At 71.5% G+C, this 20,976-nt stretch carries 19 protein-coding genes; 10 read left to right on the top strand and 9 right to left on the bottom strand.

What is annotated here, in order from left to right; all coding sequences use genetic code 11:
- Positions 1-5: 5 nt before the first annotated feature.
- From ispH to GWK16_RS17195, 6 genes are all read right to left on the bottom strand, one after another.
- On the bottom strand, positions 6-932 hold the full coding sequence (ispH, locus tag GWK16_RS17220) for a 4-hydroxy-3-methylbut-2-enyl diphosphate reductase (protein WP_170055222.1): 927 nt from the start codon (positions 930-932) through the stop codon (positions 6-8).
- Positions 933-1,010: 78 nt separating this feature from the next.
- Positions 1,011-1,283: a hypothetical protein gene (locus GWK16_RS17215; protein ID WP_170055221.1), complete on the bottom strand. Its 273-nt coding sequence runs from the start codon at positions 1,281-1,283 to the stop codon at positions 1,011-1,013.
- Positions 1,284-1,361: 78 nt separating this feature from the next.
- Positions 1,362-2,468 carry an alanine racemase gene (locus GWK16_RS17210; protein WP_170055220.1) on the bottom strand — a complete coding sequence of 369 codons (1,107 nt, stop codon included), beginning with the start codon at positions 2,466-2,468 and terminating at the stop codon, positions 1,362-1,364.
- Between the two features lie 8 nt (positions 2,469-2,476).
- The gene (locus GWK16_RS17205; protein WP_170055219.1) at positions 2,477-2,935 is read right to left on the bottom strand and encodes a hypothetical protein; all 459 of its coding nucleotides are present in this window, start codon (positions 2,933-2,935) and stop codon (positions 2,477-2,479) included.
- Between the two features lie 64 nt (positions 2,936-2,999).
- Complete coding sequence (locus GWK16_RS17200; RefSeq protein WP_170055218.1) at positions 3,000-4,505, bottom strand: M81 family metallopeptidase; 1,506 nt, start codon at positions 4,503-4,505, stop codon at positions 3,000-3,002.
- The gene (locus GWK16_RS17195; RefSeq protein WP_170055217.1) at positions 4,505-5,629 is read right to left on the bottom strand and encodes a pyridoxal-phosphate dependent enzyme; all 1,125 of its coding nucleotides are present in this window, start codon (positions 5,627-5,629) and stop codon (positions 4,505-4,507) included. Before GWK16_RS17195 ends, GWK16_RS17200 begins: the two co-directional genes overlap by 1 nt.
- A 51-nt stretch (positions 5,630-5,680) precedes the next feature.
- On the opposite strand from GWK16_RS17195, the gene GWK16_RS17190 reads away from it, so the two are divergent.
- Positions 5,681-6,787, top strand: a complete 1,107-nt coding sequence (locus tag GWK16_RS17190; RefSeq protein ID WP_170055216.1) for a M20/M25/M40 family metallo-hydrolase — start codon at positions 5,681-5,683, stop codon at positions 6,785-6,787.
- A 68-nt stretch (positions 6,788-6,855) separates the two neighbouring features.
- Complete coding sequence (locus GWK16_RS17185) at positions 6,856-7,950, top strand: malate/lactate/ureidoglycolate dehydrogenase (RefSeq protein WP_170055215.1); 1,095 nt, start codon at positions 6,856-6,858, stop codon at positions 7,948-7,950.
- On the opposite strand, the gene GWK16_RS17180 is transcribed toward GWK16_RS17185, so the two are convergent.
- Complete coding sequence (locus GWK16_RS17180; RefSeq protein ID WP_170055214.1) at positions 7,947-9,806, bottom strand: ABC transporter ATP-binding protein/permease; 1,860 nt, start codon at positions 9,804-9,806, stop codon at positions 7,947-7,949. The genes GWK16_RS17185 and GWK16_RS17180 overlap by 4 nt on opposite strands.
- A 139-nt stretch (positions 9,807-9,945) precedes the next feature.
- Between GWK16_RS17180 and GWK16_RS17175 the strand changes: the two genes are divergently transcribed.
- The 8 genes from GWK16_RS17175 (at position 9,946) to GWK16_RS17140 (ending at position 19,168) form a co-directional block, all read left to right on the top strand.
- The gene (locus GWK16_RS17175; protein ID WP_170055213.1) at positions 9,946-10,845 is read left to right on the top strand and encodes a TauD/TfdA dioxygenase family protein; all 900 of its coding nucleotides are present in this window, start codon (positions 9,946-9,948) and stop codon (positions 10,843-10,845) included.
- On the top strand, positions 10,845-11,630 hold the full coding sequence (locus GWK16_RS17170; protein ID WP_170055212.1) for a fumarylacetoacetate hydrolase family protein: 786 nt from the start codon (positions 10,845-10,847) through the stop codon (positions 11,628-11,630). Before GWK16_RS17175 ends, GWK16_RS17170 begins: the two co-directional genes overlap by 1 nt.
- A gap of 4 nt (positions 11,631-11,634) precedes the next feature.
- Complete coding sequence (locus tag GWK16_RS17165; protein WP_170055211.1) at positions 11,635-12,717, top strand: Ldh family oxidoreductase; 1,083 nt, start codon at positions 11,635-11,637, stop codon at positions 12,715-12,717.
- 29 nt (positions 12,718-12,746) lie between these two features.
- On the top strand, positions 12,747-14,318 hold the full coding sequence (locus GWK16_RS17160) for an ABC transporter substrate-binding protein (protein ID WP_248291443.1): 1,572 nt from the start codon (positions 12,747-12,749) through the stop codon (positions 14,316-14,318).
- Between the two features lie 79 nt (positions 14,319-14,397).
- Positions 14,398-15,588: a cell surface protein gene (locus GWK16_RS17155; protein WP_170055210.1), complete on the top strand. Its 1,191-nt coding sequence runs from the start codon at positions 14,398-14,400 to the stop codon at positions 15,586-15,588.
- Positions 15,581-16,516: a DUF6384 family protein gene (locus GWK16_RS17150; RefSeq protein ID WP_170055209.1), complete on the top strand. Its 936-nt coding sequence runs from the start codon at positions 15,581-15,583 to the stop codon at positions 16,514-16,516. The genes GWK16_RS17155 and GWK16_RS17150 overlap by 8 nt, the downstream gene beginning before the upstream one ends.
- Positions 16,510-18,057, top strand: coding sequence for a coiled-coil domain-containing protein (locus tag GWK16_RS17145; RefSeq protein WP_170055208.1), 1,548 nt, complete (start codon positions 16,510-16,512; stop codon positions 18,055-18,057). Before GWK16_RS17150 ends, GWK16_RS17145 begins: the two co-directional genes overlap by 7 nt.
- Before the next feature lie 67 nt (positions 18,058-18,124).
- Positions 18,125-19,168 (top strand): amino acid ABC transporter substrate-binding protein, encoded by a 1,044-nt coding sequence (locus tag GWK16_RS17140; RefSeq protein ID WP_170055207.1) that lies wholly within the window; start codon positions 18,125-18,127, stop codon positions 19,166-19,168.
- Positions 19,169-19,240: 72 nt separating this feature from the next.
- Here the strand turns inward: GWK16_RS17140 and GWK16_RS17135 are convergent, their stop codons facing one another.
- Both GWK16_RS17135 and GWK16_RS17130 read right to left on the bottom strand, forming a co-directional pair.
- Positions 19,241-20,011: an SDR family NAD(P)-dependent oxidoreductase gene (locus GWK16_RS17135; protein WP_170055206.1), complete on the bottom strand. Its 771-nt coding sequence runs from the start codon at positions 20,009-20,011 to the stop codon at positions 19,241-19,243.
- Positions 20,011-20,967: a D-2-hydroxyacid dehydrogenase gene (locus GWK16_RS17130; protein ID WP_170055205.1), complete on the bottom strand. Its 957-nt coding sequence runs from the start codon at positions 20,965-20,967 to the stop codon at positions 20,011-20,013. The genes GWK16_RS17135 and GWK16_RS17130 overlap by 1 nt, the downstream gene beginning before the upstream one ends.
- Positions 20,968-20,976: the final 9 nt, after the last annotated feature.

Raw genomic sequence — 20,976 nt, 5'->3', positions numbered from 1 at the left:
CGGCCTCAGGCCGCGGCGAGGCGCGGCGGCAGGCGGAAGGCGACGTCCTCGACGGGACCGGGCAGCGGTTCGACCGAGGTGGCACCCAGGCTGCGCAGGCGCGCGACCAGCGCTGCGACCAGCCGTTCGGGCGCCGAGGCGCCGGCCGTCACCCCCACCACCCGCACCCCCTCGAGCCAGGCCGGGTCCAGCGCGTCGGCATCCGGGATCAGGTGGGCGCATACGCCGCATTCCGCGGCGATCTCCCGCAGCCGGTTGGAATTCGACGAATTGGCGGATCCGATGACCAGAACGAGGTCCGCGAGGCGCGCGAGGTCCCGCACCGCGGTCTGTCGGTTCTGGGTCGCGTAGCAGATGCCGCGGGTGTCGGGGCCCGCGACGTCGCGGAAGCGCGCCGCGATGGCGGCGATGACGCCGCGGGTCTCATCGACCGACAGGGTGGTCTGGGTGACATAGGCGACGGGCCGGTCGGGCGGGATCGGCAGGGCGGCCACGTCATCGGCCGTGGCGACCAGATGCACCTCGCCCTCGATCTGGCCGAGGGTACCGATCACCTCGGGGTGGCCCGCATGGCCGACGAGGATGACGGCGCGGCCTTGGGCGGCGTAGCGGCGGCCGTCATTGTGCACCCGGGTCACGAGGGGACAGGTGGCATCGAGCACGTCCAGGCCGCGGGCGGCCGCGGCGCGTTCCACCTGCCGCGCCACGCCATGGGCGGAGAATACGGCGACGGCGCCCTCCGGGATCTCGTCCACCTCGCGCACGAAGACGGCGCCGCGGGCCTTGAGATCGGCCACGACATGCGCGTTGTGGACGATCTCATGCCGGACATAGACGGGTGAACCGAAGGTCGCGAGCGCGCGCTCGACGATATCCACCGCACGCACCACGCCCGCGCAGAATCCGCGCGGCTGCGCCAAGACGACCCGCATCCCGGACAGGCTCCCGACTGTTTCCTTGCATCAGGAATTGGGTCGGTTTGCCGGAATGCAAGCGCCGGTACGTGCGGATCAGTCCGCGGCCGGCGGCGCGGCGGCGAGAACGGCGCGGTCAGGCGACGGCGCAGCGGCATTGGCCGGTGGTGCCAGGGTCCGGGCGGTCACGGCCCAGGCCACGAATACCACCGGCACGGCCCAGCCGGCGAAGGGCATGATGTTCGTGGCGCCGAGCGCGAAGGGAATGGCCGCCGCCGCGATGGCGGCCAGGAGGCTCCCCGTCAGGTCGAAGACGGCCGCCGCCATCGCGGCGGCCGCCAGGGCAAAGGTTCCGATGCGGATCGGCATGGCGAGACTCCCGTCGCGTTCTGCTCGACCCACCCTGACGCGCAGGAGGTTAACGCATCGTTGCCCGGCGGCCGGCTGTCACCAGCCGTTCACGCGGTCCCACACGGCGATCACCTCCCGCCCGCCGTCGACCACGTAATAGCGGTCATGGGCCGCCACGGTCAGGCAGGTGTGGTTCGGCGCGATGCGGACCAGGGCGCCGATCGGCAGGCGGTCGAAGGGCAGCGGGCCGTCGCCGCGGACCTCGCCATGTTCCTGATGGGTGCGGGCCACGATGGCATCGCCGAAGGCGGGCTTGCCGTCGGCGTCGAGCATCAGGCCGAAGCCGTAATCCTTCGGCGCCTTCTCGGTGGACCGGTCCTTGGACAGCGCGATGGCACCGGCATCGACCAGCACCGCATTGCGGTCCGGCTTGCGGCCGGTCACCGCGGCCAGCACCGTCACCGCGATGTCGCCCATCCCATGGGTGCCGATCTGGCCCTGGAAGAGGTCGCCGAACATGTAGACGCCGGCACGGACGTCGGTGATGCCCGACATGTCCTTGCCGTACAGCGCGGTGGGCGAGGAGCCGAGCGACACGACGTCGACCTTGGCCCCCATGGCGCGCAGGCGGTCGGCGGCGGTCACCGCGCCGCGGTGCTCGGCCTCGGCGACATTCTCCATGCCCGCCTGGCTGCGCTCGGCATAGGAATGCCCGGCATGGGTCATCACCCCGGCGCAGCGCGCGCCGAGCCGGCCGCCGATCTCGGCCAGCAGGTTGCCGTCCGGCGTCACGCCGCCGCGGCCCTCGCCGCAATCGACCTCGATCAGCGCCCGCAGCGGGCCGGGATGCGCGGCGATGGTCGAGGCGACGTCGGCATCGTCCGTGATGACCTTCACGTCGGCGCCCTGCGCGTTCAGCGCCGCGATGGCGTCGAGCTTCGCCGGCGTGATGCCGACGGCATAGATCTGGTCATGGAAGCCGCCGCCGGCGAAGTAGCGCGCCTCGGCGACCGTGCTGACGGTGATCGGGCCCTTCCCAGGTGCGGCCAGGTCGGCGACCGCGATCGACTTCGCCGTCTTCATGTGCGGGCGCAGCTTCAGCCCGGGATGCCGCGCGACCGCGGCGGCCATGTGGCCGAGGTTGCGCTTGAGGATACCCAGGTCGAGGACGAGGGAGGGCGTCGGCAGGTCGTCGAGAGTCATGCGTGGGTTCACCAACGGGAAGCGACGGAGAGTTCGATCACGGTCTCGGGGACCTCGGCGCCGCCGTCGACGCGCCGCAGGCCGATATCGGCATAGGGGGTCAGCCAACGGGCGAGTGTCGCGCCAGCGCCCTGCATGGTGTCGAGCGTGGTGGCGTTCGGCAGGCAGCCGCCGACCTCCCGCTGCAGGGTGTCGAAGCGCTGCCGCACCACATTCGCCTGCACGGGGCCGTTCTGGCGATACATCACCGCGACGATCACGCCGCGCGGCTCCCCGTCCGGCCGCTGCACGACCCCATGCCGCTCGTCGATCGACCCCGGGATGAGGTGACGGCCGGGCGGCAACCAGTCGAAGCGCGACTGCGCCGCCGAGACGAGCTGGTTCAGCGCCTCGCAGAAGGCGGTGTTGGCCGAGGCCTCGAAGGGCGCGGCGGCAAGCAGCGTCAGGGCCAGGAGGTGGCGGCGCACGATGCGTCTCCGGATCGGAAGGGTCGCCACGCTCGCAAGGCGCGGGGCGCGGCGCAAGGCCCGGTCAGGGCCAATGCGCCTCCGGGTCGATCGGCAGCAGCGGGCGCGGCAGGTCCTTCCAGGGGAAGCGGGACAGCACGGGAGAGGTAAGGCCGGGGCAATCCACCTCGACGATCTGTTCGTGGTGGAAGAACTCGTCGAAGCCACCGCGGAAATGGCCGCGGGATTTCACGACGATGCAGCGCGCCTTGCCGATGTCGAGGCCGAGATGCTCGAAGAAGACCGGGTCGGCGCATTGCGCGCGGCCCTCGACGACGACGACCGACAGCCCGCCGATCTGCAGGCAGACGGTGCGGCCGAGCGTCATCGCCGTGCCGGCGTAGATGCCGCGCCGGCCCGTGACGTTGCCGTCGGAGACGGCGCGGACCACGGCCTCGGCCGCGAAGGGACGGCGGAAGGGATCGCCGGGGGTGCTGTCGCGGTTGAAGCGCGCGGTGAAGCGCGCGCCGACGCCGAGGCCATGCGCCTCGATCGCCAGCGGCGCGTCGAGCATCATGCCGATCAGCGCGCCCTCGACGCCCGCCTTGTGGAAGGCTTCGAGGATCCAGGTCGTGTTGCCGTGGCCGCCGCCGCCGGGATTGTCGGCGACATCGGCGAAGGCGAGCGGGGTCGGGCTGTCCTTGGCGAGCCGCACCGCGTCCTCGAGCGACGTCAGGTTGGCGACGAAGCGGCGCCGGCGTTCCCAGGCGGCTTTCGCGAGCGTGTCCGCCAGCGCCTCGGCCACTGCGGCGTCGGTCGCGGTAACGATCACCGCCATGCCGTTGAAGGGCGTGTCGCCATAGGCGAAGCCGCCCATCACCGAGACATTCGCGATCCGTGCATCCTTCGCGGCGAGCGCCTGGCCGAGGTCGATCACCTCCGCATAGGGCCCCTGCGCCGTGAGCTGCGAGACGGTGGGGGCGACGATCGGCAGCCGGCGGAAGGCGCGGACGAAACGCTCGCCGGCCAGCAGGCGGCGCAGCAGCTGCGCGCTTTCCGCCCCGCGCTCGCGCATGTCGAGATGCGGATTGGTGCGGTAGCCGACGAAGGCATCGGTTGTCGCGACCATGCGGTCCGAGACATTGGCGTGCAGGTCGTAGGAGCAGACCAGCGGGATGTCGCCCAGGATCTCCCGGATCAGCGCCTGCAGCGTGCCCTCGGGGTCGAGATCCACGGTCGTCAGGCCGGCGCCGTGCATGACGCAATAGACAGCGTCCACCCGGCCCTTCGCCGCCTCCAGCCCGCGGCGCCAGATCGCCATCATCTCGGCGAAGAAGCCGGCATCCACCGGGCCGTTCGGCTCGGCCATGGCGAGCAGGATCGGCACGGGCTGCCACGGCCCGGCGGCGTCCATGTCGGCGACGAAGCCGGGCATCTCGGCCAGGGCGCGCGGGGCGGGGCTGCGCGCATCCGCGACGATGGCCGCGCCTTCGAGGTAGCAGCGGCTGGTGAAATCCGCCTTCGTCGCCGGGGCGGCGAAACGGTTGCACTCGATGGAAAAGCCCAGCAGGGCGATGCGCGGGCCGGCCATCAGACCGCCACCCCGAGCAGTTCCGCGATCCGCGGGGTGGATTTCAGCCCCGTGCCGGTCAGCACGACGACCGTCGTCTCGTCGGCGCGGATCGTCCTGGCCTCGAGCAGCCGCGCGAAGGCCGCCGCCGCCTGGGCGCAGGTCGGCTCGACATAGATGCCGGTGCGGGCGAGGTCGAGCGTCGCGGCCGCGATCTCCTCCTCGCTCAGCATCACCGCGCCGCCGCCGGTCTCGCTGAGGACCTGGTTGACCTCCATGGTCCGCAGCGGCTGCGCGATGGCGGTGCCCTCGGCGATGGTCGGCTGCGCGGCGACCGGCGCCTGCCCGAGGAAGGCGCGGGCGATCGGCGCGCAATTCGCCGGCTGGGCGGCGAAGATGCGCGGGCTGCGGGCGATCTCGCCGGCACGGACCAGTTCCGCGAAGCCGATCCCGCAACCGAGCACGTTCGACCCCGCGCCGCAGGGCACGATCACGTTGTCCGGGGCGACGAAGCCAAGATCCTCCCACAGCTCATAGGCGAGCGTCTTGGTGCCGTGCAGGAAGAAGGGGTGCCAGTTGTGGCTGGCGTAGAAGATTCGCTCGGACTCCGCGAGCGCGGCATCGGCGCAATCCTGCCGGCTGCCGGGGATGAGCTGGATCGTCGCCCCCGAGGCGCGCGACTGCACCGTCTTGGCCGGCGAGGTGCTGGCGGGGACGAAGATCGTCGCCTTCATCCCGCCTGCGGCGGCATAGGCGGACACGGCCGCGCCGCCATTGCCCGAGGAATCTTCCAGCACATCGGTCACGCCCTGCGCGCGCAGCAGGGACAGCATCACGCTCGCACCACGATCCTTGAAGGACCCGGTCGGCATGAACCATTCGCATTTCAGCAGCGCCGAGGCGCCGCCGATCACCCGCGGGACGAGCGGCGTGCACCCCTCCCCCATGCTGATCGGGTCCTCCGGCACGAAGGGAAGTGCTGCGCCGTAGCGCCACAGCGAGCGTTCCTCCGTGCGGATCGCGTCGCGCGTGATGCCGGGCAACGGCGTCAGCAACAGCGGGGCCCGGTCGTCGCCGCACCAGCGCGGCGTCGCGAGGGGATAGGTGCGCCCCGTGCGGGGGTCGAGGTAGGCGGTTTCGGTCATGGCGCGGGAGCCTCGCTTGCCCGCGCCCGTCCGGCAAGGGATGCTGCGCCCATGTCCGAAGATGCCGATGCCGTCCTGAGCCTGGCCGCCGATCTCGTTGCGATCGACAGCCGTTCCTCCGTCTCGAACATTCCTGTCGCGGACCGGCTCGAAGCCGCCCTGCCCGGTTTCGACATCGAGCGGCTGGACTACCTGGACGCGAACGGCGTGGCCAAGCGCGTGCTGGTCGCCCATCGCGGGCCGAAGGGCGGCTACGCGCTCTCCGGCCACATGGACACGGTGCCGGAGACGAGCTGGACCGACCCGCCCTGGACGCCGCGCGTGATCGACGGCGTGCTGCACGGCCTCGGTTCGGTCGACATGAAGGGGCCGGTCGCGTCCTGCGTCGTCGCAGCGCGGGGCATGCCCTCGGACGTTCCGGTCACGCTGCTGCTGACGACCGACGAGGAGACATCGAAGCAGGGCGCGCGGGCGATCGCCGCCTCCGATGCCGCGCGCTCGCTCGGGTTGAAGGGCATCGTGGTGGCGGAACCGACCGGCCTCGGGCCTGTGCGCGGGCATCGCAGCCACATCGAATACACGGCGGTCGCGACCGGGGTGCAGGCGCATTCCTCGACCGGTCAGGGTGTCAACGCGAACTGGGCGCTGATCCCCTTCCTCGCCGAGATGAAGGGGATCTTCGAACGGCTTCGCCACGACCCCGCCTTCCACGATGCGGCCTACGACCCGCCCTTCTCCGATTTCAACCTGGTCGTGGACAACCACGGCACGGCGGTGAACGTGACGGTCGCGAAGGCCACCGCGCGCATCAAGTTCCGCCGCAGCCGCAGCATCGACTATTCGGGCATCGAGGCCGCGGTGCAGGACGCCGCCCGCCGCGCCGGCGTCACGCTGACCGAGAAGCGCGAGGGCACGCCGCCGGAACTGCCGGTCGACCACCCGCTGGTGCGCCTCGGCGCCGAGGTGACCGGCCAGGCGCCGCGCACCGCGCCCTACGGAACGGATGCCAGCGAGTTGCAGGACCTCGCGCCCTGCCTGGTGCTCGGCCCCGGCGGGATCGGCGCCGCGCATACGCCGCGGGAATGCGTCGCGGTGGCGGACCTCGTCGCGGCGGTGCCGCTGTTCCGGCGCATCCTGGCGGCCGGCGCGCAGGGCTGACCCGCGCCGGCTGGACCGTCCGCGCGCGCGGGGCCAATGTCGCGCCTCCCCAAGGAGGAACGCACCCGATGGCCGAAGCGCCCGCCGACCAGCTCCGCATCCCCACCCCCGCGCTGACCGCGCTGGTGAGCGACATCTTCGTCGCCGCCGGCTGCGACGCGGCGGAATCGGGGCGCATCGCGACGCACCTGGTCGGCGCCAACCTCGCCGGGCATGACAGCCATGGCGTGGTGCGCGTGCCCCGCTACGTCGAATGGCTCGAGGCCGGCTTCGTGGTGAAGGGCCAGGACGCCGAGGTGGTGACCGATGGCGGCGCCTTCGCCGTGCTCGACGGCAAGTGGGGCTTCGGCCAGACGGTGGCGCCGCAGGCCGTCGCACTCGGCATCGCGCGCGCGCAGCAGCACGGCGTCTGCGTCACCGCGCTGCGCAACGCCGGTCATATCGGCCGCGTCGGCGACTATGCCGAGCAGGCGATCGCCGCGGGGCTGATCTCGATCCATTTCGTCAACGTCGCGGGGTCGGTGCTGGTGGCGCCCTTCGGCGGGGTGGAGCGGCGCTTCTCGACCAACCCGGTCTCGATCGGCGTGCCGCTGCCCGACAAGCCGCTGGTGCTCGATTTCGCGACCTCGCTCGTCGCGGAAGGCAAGGTGCTGGTCGCTTCCTCGGGCGGGAAGAAGCTGCCCGAGGGCGCGCTGATCGAGCCGGACGGGCGGCTCTCGACCGATCCGCACACGCTCTACGGCCCCTACGAGGCGGTCGGGCCGCGCAACCCGGCCAATGGCAAGGGCGCGATCCGCGCCTTCGGCGAGCACAAGGGCTCGGGCCTCGCCTTCATGTGCGAGATGCTGGCCGGCTGCCTCACCGCCGGCGGCACCTCCGGCCCGGTGAACGAGCGCGGGCGCATCGCCAACGGGATGCTCTCGGTCTTCATCTCGCCCAGGCATTTCGGCACCCAGGCGGAATTCGAGCGCATGGGCCTCGTCTATGCCGACTGGATCGCGGCGACGCAGCCGGCAAACCCGGCCGAGCCCGTGCTGCTGCCCGGCGACCCCGAGAACCAGCGCCGCGCCGACCGCACCGCCCATGGCGTGCCGCTGCCGGCCGAGACCTGGTCGAACATCCTCGCCACCGCGACGCGGCTCGGAGTGAAGAGCCCGGTCTAGTACTGCCGGCGCTGCTCGTAGCCGCGGCGGAGCCAATCCACCAGCGGCAACGGGCGGCGCCGTGGCGCGCGGGCCGCCTCGCGCCGCGCATGGATCTCGCGCAACAGGATCTCGCCGCCGGGCAGGCGGCGCAGGGTGAGGCGGCGGGTGAAGCGTTCCGCCGGGCCCGGATGGCGACCGAGCACCAGCAGCCCCGCCTCCGGCAGTTCGGCGGCGAGCAGCCGGATCATGTCGTCCGCCTCGTCCGCCTCGAGCGCCGAGGTCGTGTCCCCCAGCAGCACCCAGCGCGGCTTCTGCAACATCAGCCGCGCAAAGGCAGCGCGCTGGAGTTCCACGATGCCCAGGATGCCTTCCCAATCCGCGGCCTCCGCGACCCGCTCGGCCAGCGATCCAAGGCCGGCGGCGACCAGGGCGCGTTCCACCGCCTCTCGCGGATGGTCCGCGGCGGCATCGGGGAAGACGATCGCGTCGTGCAGCGGGCCGGCAGGCAGATGCGGCCGCTCGCCCACCGTCGCGATCGCCTGGTCCGGCGGCAGGTCGACGATGCCGCGGCCCCAGGGCCAGATGCCGGCGAGCACGCGGAACAGGGACTGCGCGGCGCCGGCATCGCCGTCGACCAGGACCCGTTCCCCGGCGGCGACATGCAGGGTGATGTCGCTCAGGATCGCGGTGCCGTCCGGTTCGGCCACGCACAGGCCGCGTGCGCCGAGCCCCTGCACGCCGGTCCGGTCGAGCATGATGGCGTCCGGCCCCTCGCGCGCCGCTTCGGCCGCGACGATGCGGATGCCGTCCTCGAGCGACAGGACGCGCTCGACCGAGGCGCGCCATTCGGCGATGCGCTGGAGGTTGTCGACGGGCCAGGAGAGTGCGGCCGTCACCTGCTGGAAGGCCTGCGCCGTCTGCATGAGCATGCCGAGCGTGATCGTCCCCTCGATGAAGCGCGGGGTCGCGACGAGGATCGGGAAGACCGGCGCCAAAGCGATGTAGCCGGCGGAGAAGCCGGTCAGCCGCGCCAGGCCCTGGGTCTGCGCTGCCCAGGCCGGCGCGATGCCGTCGAACAGGGTCGCCAGACGCTGGCGCTCCCGGCCCTCCCCGCGCGCCAGCGCGATGGGCTCGGCGGTCTCCCGCGCGCGGACCAGGCCGAAGCGGAAATCGGCCTCGCGCGTCTGGCGATGATCGGTCGCACGCACCAGCGGTCGGCCAAGCAGGAAGGCCACCACCGAACCGAGCGCGGCAAAGCCGACCGAGAGCGCGACCATGTGTCCGGGGATCGGAACGCCGAACACCTCGACCCGGCCCGACAGGCTCCAGAGCACGCCGATGAAGGTGATCAGCAGCAGCGTCGCGTAGAGCAGCGTATGCGCAAGGTCGACGGCATACTCGGTCGCGATGCGGATGTCCTCGGCGATACGGCCATCCGGGTTGTCGTGGTCACCCGGGATCTGCGCGACCTGGTAGTGGCGCGCATCCAGCATCCAGTCACCGACGACGCGCTGCGTCAGCCATGCGCGCCAGGCGAGGTTGACCCGCCGGCGCGCTACCATGTGCAGCGCATTGGCGAGGACCGCGCCGGCCACGATCAGGGCGAAGATCTCGATCTGCGTGAGGAAGCGGTCCATGGAGCGCCGCTCCAGCGCGTCGAACAGGTCCGCGCTCCAGAGATTCAGCCGGATCGCGAGGGCGACCTGCGCGGCGCAGAGCAGCGCCATGGCCGCCGTCCAGAACCGCGCATACCAGCGCCGCGGGCCGCGCAGCCAGAAGCCCCCGGCCAGGCGCAGGAAGTCGCGGAAGAAGCCCGCCGGGCGGGCGGCCTCCGGCATCGTCGGCGCGGCTGCGGTCTCGGTCGGCGGCGGCATCGGGGCTCCTGCGTCCGCGCCACACTGGCCCCGCGCCGGGATGCTTCCAAGCCCGGCGTGGATTGTCGCCCCGGCGGGTGCGGCGTAGCCTGCCGGGAGCCGGGCGCGGCAGACGCCCGAAGGCTAGGGAAGAAGCGCGATGCTCACCATCCGACCGACCGGCGGCGTCCTCGGCGCCAGCGTGACCGGCATCGATCTCTCGAAACCCCTGTCGTCGCCCGATTTCGCGGCCGTGCTGCGCGCCCTCGGCGCGCATGGCGTGCTGTGCTTTCCGGGCCAGTTGCTCGAACCCGCGGCGCTGCGGGACTTCTCGCTGCGCTTCGGGTCGATCCAGACCTCGCTGACGGGGAAGTTCCAGGAACCCGGCATCCCCGAGGTCGGCATCCTGTCCAACATCGTCGAGAACGGGCAGCCGATCGGCCTCGCGGATGCGGGTCAGGACTGGCACACGGACATGTCCTATCGCGACACGATGGGATTCGTGAACGTGCTGAACGCGCACAAGGTGCCGCGGCGCGACGGGAAGGTGCTGGGTTCGACCGTCTTCGCCAACATGCACGCGGCCTTTGACGCGCTGGATGCCGGTCTGAAGCGCCGGCTCGAGAACGCGACGGCGACGCATGACTTCAACAAGTTCTGGGACATGATGGTCAAGCGCGGCACCAGCGGCCGCCAGCCGCTGACGCCGGAACAGCGCGCCAAGCGCCCGCCTTCCGTGCACCCCGTCTTCCTCACCCACCCAATCACCGGGCGGAAGGTGCTCTACTGCAATCCCGGCTACGCGGTGCGGATCAACGAACTGGACGAGGCCGAGAGCGACCGCGTGCTGGAAGCCCTGTTCGAGCACCAGCTGCAGCCGCGCTTCCTGCACACCCATGTCTGGTCCGAAGGCGACCTGCTGATCTGGGACAACATCGGCACGCTGCACAATGCCATCCCGGACTATGGCCCGGATGAGCACCGCCTGATGAAGCGCTGCCAGGTCATGGCCGACAAGGTCTTCCAGCCCGACTTCGTCCGCCAGGCGCTGGCCGCCTGATGCGCTGGATCCGCTTCTCGGCCGAAGGCCGCACGGCCTACGGCATCCTGGAAGGCGACCGCATCGCCGAGGTCGCCGGCGACCCCTTCCGCGGCTATGAGCCGACGCCACGGCGCCACGACCTCCCGGCCGTGAAGATCGAAGTGCCGGTCATCCCGCCCACATTCTACGCGGCGGGCCTGAACTACGTGGAACATGTGAAGGAAGGCGCGGCCCGGCGCGGCGAGGTACCGAACATCCCGGCCAAGCCCGACATGGGATACCGCGCCGCCAATGCGCTGATCGCCCATGGCGAGACCGTCGTCATCCCCGCCGACGCCACCGAGAAAGTGCACTACGAGGGCGAGCTCGTCGCCGTGGTGGGGAAGAAGGCCAAGCACCTGACGGAGGAGACTGCGCTCTCCTGCCTGCTCGGCTGGACTATCGGCAACGATGTCAGCGAGCGCACCTGGCAGAAGGCCGACCGCACCTTCTGGCGATCCAAGAACACCGACACCTTCAAGCCGATGGGCCCCTGGATCGAGACCGATCTCGACCTCGACGCCGCCGAGACCATCGTGCGCCTGAACGGGGAGGTGCGGACCCGCTTCGCGACCAACCACATGCTGTTCGGCGTGGCGAAGTTCATCGCGACCATGACGCGCAACATCACGCTCCATCCGGGCGACGTGATCTGGATGGGAACTGACGGCGTCTCGCCGGACCTCAGGCATGGCGACGTGGTGGACATCGAGATCACCGGCATCGGCCACCTGACCAACCCCTTCATCCGCGAAGGCGCCTGACACCGTGAACGTTCCGCATGAGCGCGTGCGCGCGCAGATCGAGGCCATCCTGCAATCCTGGGGCATGGCCCCCGACCTGCGGCAGACGACCGTGGAGGCGATGATCGAGACCGACCTGCTCGGCGTCGACAGCCACGGCATCTCGATGCTGATGACCTATGAGAAGCGCTACCGCGACGGCTCGTTGAAGCTGCAGGCGCGGCCGCGCATCGAGAAGCAGACCGCCTGCACCGCCCTGGTGGACGGGGGCGCGGGGCTCGGGCATCCGGTCTCGGCCTTCGCGATGAACCTCGCGGTGGACAAGGCGAAGGAGGCCGGCGTCGGCATCGTCGGCGTGCGCAACTCGCACCATTTCGGCGCGGCGGGCGTCTATGCGCGCATCGCCGCGCGGCGCGGGGCGATCGGCATGGTCACCTCGGCGACGCGCGGCGTGACCATGGTGCCGACGCGCGGCGCGGCGCCGGTGCTCGGCACCAATCCCCTCGCCTTCGCGGCCCCGGCGAAGCGGCATCCGCCCTTCGTGCTGGACATGGCGACGACGACGACCGCGGCCGGCAAGGTGAAGGTCTACGACCTCAACGACCGCCAACTGCCCGCGGGTTGGGTGCTGGATGCGAAGGGCCAGCCGGTGACCGACCCGAAGCAGGGCTTCGACATCGTGTTCAACCGGCCCGATGGCGGACTCTCCCCCCTGGGCGGCACGGCGGAGATGGCGAGTGCCAAGGGCTACGGCCTCGCCATGATGGTGCATATCCTGGGCGGGACGCTGGTCGGCTCTTCCTTCTCGCCGATCCGCAACCGCACGCAGAAGCCGGGCGACCCGGACGACATCGGCCATTTCTTCATGGCGATCGACCCGGCCGCCTTTCGCGCCCCGGGCGCCTTCGAGGACGACCTCGACGACGTCATCGACGTGCTGCACGCGACGCCGGCGGCCGATCCCTCGAAGCCGGTTCTCGTCGCCGGCGATCCCGAGGAAGCGGAGCATCGGCGGCGGCTCGCCGAGGGGATCCCGATCCCGGCCTCCCTCGACACGCTGATCCGCGGCATCTGCGAACGCTCGGGGGCCGCCTACCTGCTCGCCTGACTCGAAACCCAAGACGGGAGGATCGCGCGATGAGGAAGGCCCTGGCCATGACGGCCGCAACCATCGCGCTGATCGCCGCGCCCGCCGGCGCGCAGACGCTGCGCATGGGCGTCGGCGCGCAGATCACCTCGACCGACCCGCATTTCCACAACATCTCGCCCAACAACGCCTTCGCCTCGATGGTCTTCGACAACCTGATCGAGACCGACGACCGCGCGCGCCCCATGCCGGGCCTGGCCGAGTCCTGGCGGCCGGTGGGGGAGGACAGCTGGGAATTCCGCCTCCGCCGCGGCGTGCGCTTCCAGAACGGGTCGGAATTCACCGCCGAGGACGTCGCCTTCACCATCGACCGCATCCCGACCGTGGTGAACAGCCCGGGATCCTTCCGCACCTACACCCAGGCGATCACCGCCGTGGAGATCCTCGACGCCTACACCGTCCGCTTCCGCACCAACGGCCCCGCGCCGGTGCTGCCGAACGACCTCGCCATGGTGCCGATGCTCGACCGGGAAACGCATCAGGGCGCGACGACCGAGGATTTCAACGCCGGTCGCGCGGCGATCGGCACCGGCCCCTATCGCATGACCGTCCATCGCCCGGGCGACCGGATCGAACTGCAGCGCAACGATGCCTATTGGGGCGGACGGCCGCGCTGGCAGGCGATCGACTACCGCATGATCACCAACGATGCGGCGCGCACCGCGGCGCTGCTCGCCGGCGATGTCGACTTCATCGATCAGGTGCCGACGACCGACGCGGACCGGCTGCGCCGCGCGCCGCGGATCGTGATCAGCGAAATCGACAGCATGCGGTTCATCTACTTCGCCCTGGACCACCTGCGCACCGGCCCGACGCCCTTCGTCACGGACAATGACGGCCGCCCGCTCGACCGCAACCCGATGAAGGACATCAGGGTGCGCCGGGCGCTCTCGCTGGCCATCGACCGCCAGGCGATCGTCGCGCGGGTCATGGAAGGGGCAGCGACCGCCTCGGTGCAGGTCATGCCGCCCGGCGCCTTCGGCTTCGTGCCGGACCTCGAGGTGCCGCGCGCGGACCCCGAGGCGGCGCGCCGCCTCCTCGCCGAGGCCGGCTATCCCAACGGCTTCCGCCTGACGCTGCACGGGCCGAACGACCGCTACCCGAACGATGCGCGAATCGCCCAGGCGGTCGGGCAGATGTGGACGCGGATCGGCGTGCGTACGCAGGTCGAGGTCGCCCCCTTCGCAAGCTTCGTCGCCCGCGCGTCACGCCAGGATTTCTCGGCCTTCCTCGTGTCCTGGGGGACCTCGACCGGGGAACCGCTCGCCGGCCTGCGGTCGGTCGCCGCCACCTACAGCCGCGAACGCGGCACCGGGGCGGTCAACCGCGGCCGCTATTCCAACCCCACCTTCGACCAGGCGCTGGACCTCGCGAGCCGGGAGCTCGACGACGCCCGGCGCGAGGCCCTGTTGCAGGACGCGACGCGCATCGTCGTGAACGACTACGGCATCATCCCGACCCATCTGCAAAAGAACGTGTGGGCGATGCGCCAGGGGCTGGTGCACACGCCGCGCGTGGACGAGCGCACGCGCGCCCAGGACGTCCGGCCGGCCGAGCGCTGAAAGGAACGCCATCGGCATGAATGGCTGACTTGGCTGGCCGGGCAGGCTATGAGTCCGGACCCGCCAGGAGACCATCAGGATGAGCGAGACCGCCGTCACCGTGCAGCCCATGCGCTACCTCGACAAGGCGATGGGCGCGCTGCGCGACCTCGGCCTGCCCGTCCCGACCCAGAATGCCGAGGAGACGCCGATAACCGGCCTGCTCTCCAAAATCATGGAGGTGGACGCCGACCGCGTGACACTGATCGCCCGCGTGCTGAACCAGGCCTCGAACTTCAACGAGGTGGTGCGCGAGCAGATCAAGGCGATGGAGGTCGGCGAGCGCTACGAGACGATCACCGCCGCCTTCAATTCCATCCGCGACGACGCGCGCGGCATGGTGGCCCAGATGGAGGACGGCCGCATCTCCACCATGGAGCGGCTGTCGAACATCTGGCAGAAGGCGACCCGCGGCGACATCGCGACGCGCTTCAACAAGATCCGCGACACCTATCTCGAGGTCTCCAAGGACACCAAGGAGAACATCGACCGCGAGCACGCCATCCTCGAGGCCTATCGCGACTTCCGCGGCGCGCTGAAGCAGGCCGAGGTCCTGGCGCTCGAGGTGCTGAAGTCGGCCGAGGGCCGGCTGAACGCCGCCAAGGCCGCGACGGACGCCGCGGTGAAGGCCGCCGAGGGCGCGGCGACCATGGAACCCGCCGAGCGCGCCAAGCTGGAACTCGCCCGCGACGAGGCGCTGCGCCACCTGCAGGGCGAGGACGGCAAGTACCAGATCGCCAAGGACCTCGCGGACAACCTGACCGTCTCCTACAACACCTCCGAGGTCATCATGGCCCGGCTGGTGCAGATCACGACGGCCAAGGAACGCGTCTACCAGCAGTCCGTCTCCTTCTTCTCGACCAATGAGGCGGTGCTGACGGCGCTGACCGCGTCCTTCACCGGCATGCACGGGCTGCACGAGAGCACCCGCACCCTGGAAGGCATGAAGGCCGGCGTGAACCAGTCCCTGGAAGTGCTCGCCGAGATCGGGGGCAAGGTGCAGGAAGCGGCGCTGCGCGCCGGCTACGGCCCGACCATCCAGGCCGATGCCGTCAAGAAGCTGGTGGAATCGGTGGTGAACTACCAGGAGCGATCGATCGAGATCATCGACGAGATGCGCACCGCCGCCACCCAGAACAGCGAGGAGATCCGCCGCTCAGTCGAGGACGCGAAGCAGCGCATGGCGAAGCTGACCCAGCGCGCCTCGGCGGTCGCCGCGACGAATGCCTGAGGCCCGCGCGGGCGCGCCCGCGCTCGACGAGACGATGATGGCGATGGACGTGGTGGACACGATCCGCCACGCCGAACGCCTGGTCGAGCGCGAACTCTCCGGCGAGGAGCGTCAGACGCGCCTGCGCGACCGCCTGCGCGAGATCTACGCCTCGCAGGGCATCGAGGTTTCCGACGCGGTACTCGACCAGGGCATCAGGGCGCTCGAGGAACAACGCTTCGCCTATGTCGCGAAGGGCCAGGGTTGGCGCCGCAGCCTCGCGGTCGCCTGGGCGACGCGCGGACGCTGGGGCAAGGCGGCGCTCGCGGGCCTTGGCGTGCTCGTCATCGGCTGGGGCATCTGGCACTTCACCGTGGTGGCCCCGCGCCAGCGCGAGGCCGCCGCCGTCACGCGCGAATTGCAGCAGGACCTGCCCCGCACGCTGCGCGCCGAATACGACCGGGTGATGGCCGGCACGCAGGATGCCGCCGCGCGCGCCGAGGCCCAGCGCCTGCTGGCCGAGGGCGAGGCCGCCGCCCGCGCCGGTCACCTGACCGAGGCACGCGCCCGCCGCGCCGCGCTGATCGAGCTCACCGACCGTCTGGCCGCCGCCTACACGGTGCGCATCGTCAACCGGCCGGGCGAGCCCTCCGCCGTCTGGCGCGTGCCGGCCTCCAACCCGCGCGCGCGCAACTACTACCTGATCGTCGAGGCGGTGGACCGCAACGGCCGCCCCGTCGAGGTTCCCGTCACCAGCGAGGAGGACAGCCGCACCGCGCGCACCGCCCGCTGGGGCCTGCGCGTCAGCGAGGCGGAATTCGAACGCGTCCGCCAGGACAAGCTCGCCGACGGCATCATCGACCAGCCGGTGATCGGCCAGAAGGCCGCCGGCACGCTCGACACGCAGTGGACGGTGCAGACCACCGGGGGAGCGATCCTGTCATGGTGAACGGCGCCGTCGTCCTGCAGGAAATGGATGCGCGCCTGGCCCAGGCGCAGCACGAGGCCTCCGCCGCGCAGACCGAGGCCGACCGCCTCGCCGCGCGCCGCGACGGGTTGCGTGCCGAGGAAGCCGCCACGCTGCGCGATTTGGCGCGGCTCCGCCTGCTCGAGATCGCGGACGGCAAGGCCGCCCTCGATGCCCTCGATGCCGCCGGGACGCGCGTGCAGGAAAGCCTGCGCCAGCGAGCGGCGGGGCTCGATGAGGCGCAACGCGCCGTGCTCGACGCGCGCGATGCGTTGACCGCCGCCGAGGCCGCGCGCGACGCGGAGGCCCAGCGCCTCGCCGTCGCGCAGGAGGCCGAGGCCCAGGCGCTGCGCGAGGCGGACGCCAAGGCCGCCGCCGATGCCGAGTTCCAGCGCCTGTCCACCGCCGCGGAAGAAGCCGAACGCATCGCCCAGCATGCGGAACAAAAGGCCTCCTTCGCCGGGCGCGACTTCGAGGAGAAGGGCGCGCCCTATCGCGCCGATCCGCTCTTCGCCTATCTCTGGGACCGCGGCTACGGCACGGCGCGCTATCGCGCCTTCCCGCTGGTGCGCATGGTCGACGGTTGGGTCGCGCGGCTGATCGAATTCGAACCGGCGCGGCGGTCCTATGCGTTGCTGTCCGACCTGCCGGGCCAGATGCAGGACCACGCGAAGCGCATGCGCGCGGCGGCCGAGGCCGCGGTGCGCGACCTGATCGAGCGGCGCCGCGCCATCGCGGGACTGGACGAGGCAACCAAGCCGTCCGCCGCCGCGCTCCAGGCCGCCGAGGAGAAGGTGGAGACTGCCCGCGCCGCGCTCGCCGCGGCGGAAGGCAAGCGCAGCGCGCTCGCCGCGGGGGAGGATCCGGCGTCCCAGGAAGCGGTCCGCGCGCTCGAGGCCGCGATCGGCGCCCGGTCGCTCCGCACGCTGCGCGAGGAAGCGGCGCGCACGCCGACGCGCGACGACGACGCGATCGTCGCGCGGCTCGAGATCACGGCGGCCGAGCGCGGGCGGCTCGAATCCGCTCTCGCGGACGCGCAGGCGCAGGCCGAGGGCGCGCGCCGGCGCCTCGCCGAGCTCCAGGCGCTGCGCCAGGACATGCGCAGCCGCGGGGTGGAACGCAACGAATGGGGCTTCGCCAGCGGCGCCCTGGTCGGCGCGCTGATCGCCGAGGTGCTGCGCGGCGCGCTGTCCCGCGACGATTTCTGGGGGCGCATGGAACGGCAGCGCCTGCCGGGGTCGATGCGCGGCACCGCCCAGCCCGGCCCCTGGGGCAAGGCGCCGCCCGGACCCTGGGGCCGCCCCGCGCCCGGCCCCTGGGCCGGCGAGCAGAATGGCGGCGGCTGGTGGGGCGGCGGCAAGGGCGGCGGCGGATGGGATGCGCCGTCCAAGCCCTGGCCCGGCGGTGGTGGCGGCGGATCGAAGGATCCGGGCGGCTGGAGCGACGGCGGGTCCTCCGGCGACTTCAGGACCGGCGGCAAGAGCGATTCCGGCGGCGGCTTCCGCACCGGCGGGTCCATCTAGCCGCCGGGTTGCCGGCCGGCGGCAGGCGGGCGACGATCCCGGCAGAACCGGGAGCCAAGAGCCAGCCATGACAACGCCGATCCTCCGCCGCGCCGCCGCGGCCGTGATGCTCGCCTCAGGCGCGCTGCTGCCGACCCTCGCCGCCGCGCAGGGCGTCCAGCCCGGCCCGACCCTCGCCTCGGTGCGATCGAAGGGCATGCTCGACTGCAGCGCGAACCAGGGCTCGCCCGGCTTCGGCGTGCCGGACAGCCGCGGCGAGCAGCGCGGCCTCGACCCCGACATCTGCCGCGCCGTCGCCGCCGCGGTGCTCGGCGATGCCTCCCGCGTGCGCTGGCACGTGCTGACCAGCCAAGCGCGCATCCCCGCGCTGCAATCGGGCCAGGTCGACATGGTCGCCCGCACCTTCACCTGGACCCATTCGCGGGAGGTGAATGCGGGCCTGCAGTTCGGCCCGACGGTCTTCTTCGACGGGCAGGGCTTCATCGTGCGCCGGGTGACGGGCGTGACGCGCGCCGCGCAGCTCGATGGCGCGACGGTCTGCGCCACGGCCGGGTCGACCAACGAACTCAACCTCGCGGACTGGGCGCGCACCAACAACATCGGCGTCCAGCCGCTGGTCTTCGAGAGCAACGAGGACACGCGCAAGGCCTACACCGCCGGCCGCTGCGACGCCTACACGCTCGACGCCAGCCAGCTTGCCGCCTTCCGGACCTCGCTGCCCGCCGGCGAGCACATCATCCTGCCCGACATCATCAGCAAGGAACCGCTGACGCCGGCCGTCCGCAAGGGTGACCCGCAGTGGTTCGACATCATGCGCTGGACCATCTACGCGCTGATCCTCGCCGAGGAACTCGGCATCACCCAGGCCAATGTCGACCAGATGCTGCAGAGCCCGAACCCCGAGGTCCGCCGCCTGCTGGGCGAGGCCGGGGACACCGGACCGGCCATGAGTCTCGACCGCCGCTGGGCCTACAACGCCATCAAGGCGGTGGGGAACTACGGCGAGATCTTCGACCGGCACCTCGGGCCGAACTCGCCGATCGGGCTCGAGCGCGGGCTGAACCGGCTGTGGAACCAGGGCGGGCTGATGTACGCGCCGCCCATGCGCTGAACATGACCGGAGGGGCCTTGCCCCTCCGGACCTCCCCACCAAAGGCCGAAAGGCCTTTGGAAACCGTCACTTTCAGTAGAGTGAGTAACCGCCGTCCACCACCAGGCAGTCGCCCGTGTGATAGGCGGAAGCATCGCTCGCGAGATAGACGGCAAGGCCGCCGAAATCCGCACCCGTCCCCCAGCGGCGCGCGGGAATGCGCGGCAGGACCGCACCGGCGAATTTCTCGTCGCCGACGCTGCGCGCGGTCATCGAGGTCTCGATCCAGCCGGGCAGCACCGCATTCGCCCGGATGCCATGCCGGGCGAGTTCCACCGCCAGCGCCCGGACCACCGCGACCATCGCACCCTTGGTCGCGGCATACTGCGTGTTGCGCGCGGCCCCCTCGATCGCCGCGAGCGAGGCCGTGCCGACCAGCGACCCGCCCCCACCGCGTTCCACCATGTGCCGTGCCGCCGCGCGCAGCGTGTAGAAGGCGCCGTCGAGGTTCACCCGCGTGACGCGATGCCATTCCGCGCTGTCGAGCTCGACGAACTTCCCCTTCCGCCCATAGGTGCCGGCATTGGCGAAGCAGGCATCGACACGCCCCAGCGTCGCGACCGTGGCGGCGAAGGCGCGATCGACGGCGGCTTCGTCGCCGACGTCGCAGATCTCGGTATGCACGCGCACGCCCGTGGCGGACAGCGCGTCGACCGCCTCGGCATTCTTCGCCGCGTTGGTGCCCCAGATCGCGACATCGGCGCCGGCCTCGGCCAGCGCCTGCGCCATGCCGAGCCCGATGCCGGAGTTCCCCCCGGTGACGAGCGCGACCTTCCCGGCAAGGTCGAAGGGACGATAGGCCATCAGTAGCCGGCCTCCCGGTCCACCAGCTGCGACAGCGGGCGGCCGTCGACGAAGCGCTGCAGGTTCTCGACCAGCAGGGCGGCGACCATCTCGTCGCGCTGCGGGTGCAGGCCGCCGATATGCGGCAGCACCATGATCTTCTCCTCGCCCCAGAAGGGGTGGTTCGACGGCAGCGGCTCGGTGCGGAAGACGTCGAGGACGGCGCCCGCGATCGTCCCCTCGCGCACCGCGGCGATCAGGTCCTCGTCGCGGATCAGCGCGCCGCGGCCGAAATTCAGCAGCCAGGCGGTCTTCTGCATCTTCGCCAGGCGCGCGGCGTTCATGAAGTTCTCGGTGTCGGGCGTCGCCGGCAGCAGCAGCACGACGAAGTCGCTCTGCGCCAGGACCTCGTCCGTCCCATCGGGGCCGAAGACCTGCGCGACATGCGGCACCTCGGCCATGCCGCGCTTGGTACCGACGACCCGCATCTCGAGCGCGGCGGCCTTGCGCGCCAGCTCCGCCCCGATGGCGCCGAGGCCGAGGATGCCGAGTGTCTTGCCCGCCAAGGTCGAGGAGACCCGCCGCGTCCAGCGCTGCGCCGCATTGTCCGCGGCGATCGCGGCGTAGGGCTTGGTGATGTGGAACAGCGCGCCGAGGATGTTCTCGGGCATCTGCACCCGGTGCGTGCCGCGCGCGCAGGACAGCGGCAGGTCCGCGCGCAGGTCGGCGCGCGCCAGCCAATGCTCGACGCCCGCGGTCAGCGCCTGGACGAAGCGCAGCTTCGGCATGCGATCGAGCGTGCCCGGCGGCGGCCCCCAGGAGAGAAGCGCCGCCGTCTCGGCCAGCATCGCTTCGTCCGGCGTGCCGGCGCGTGGCACGATCTCGACACGCAGCCGGTCGCCCAACCCCGCGGCAGCGATCGCGCGCGCATAGGGCTCCGCCCCGTCGGTCCACAGCAGCACGAGCGGCTTCGTCATGGGATCCCC

Origin of the sequence: Neoroseomonas marina (assembly GCF_012927745.1) — a bacterium.
GTDB classification, from domain to species: domain Bacteria; phylum Pseudomonadota; class Alphaproteobacteria; order Acetobacterales; family Acetobacteraceae; genus Neoroseomonas; species Neoroseomonas marina.
The sequence above is the reverse complement of the archived record's forward strand: the minus strand, read 5'-3'. Positions and strand labels throughout refer to the sequence as shown.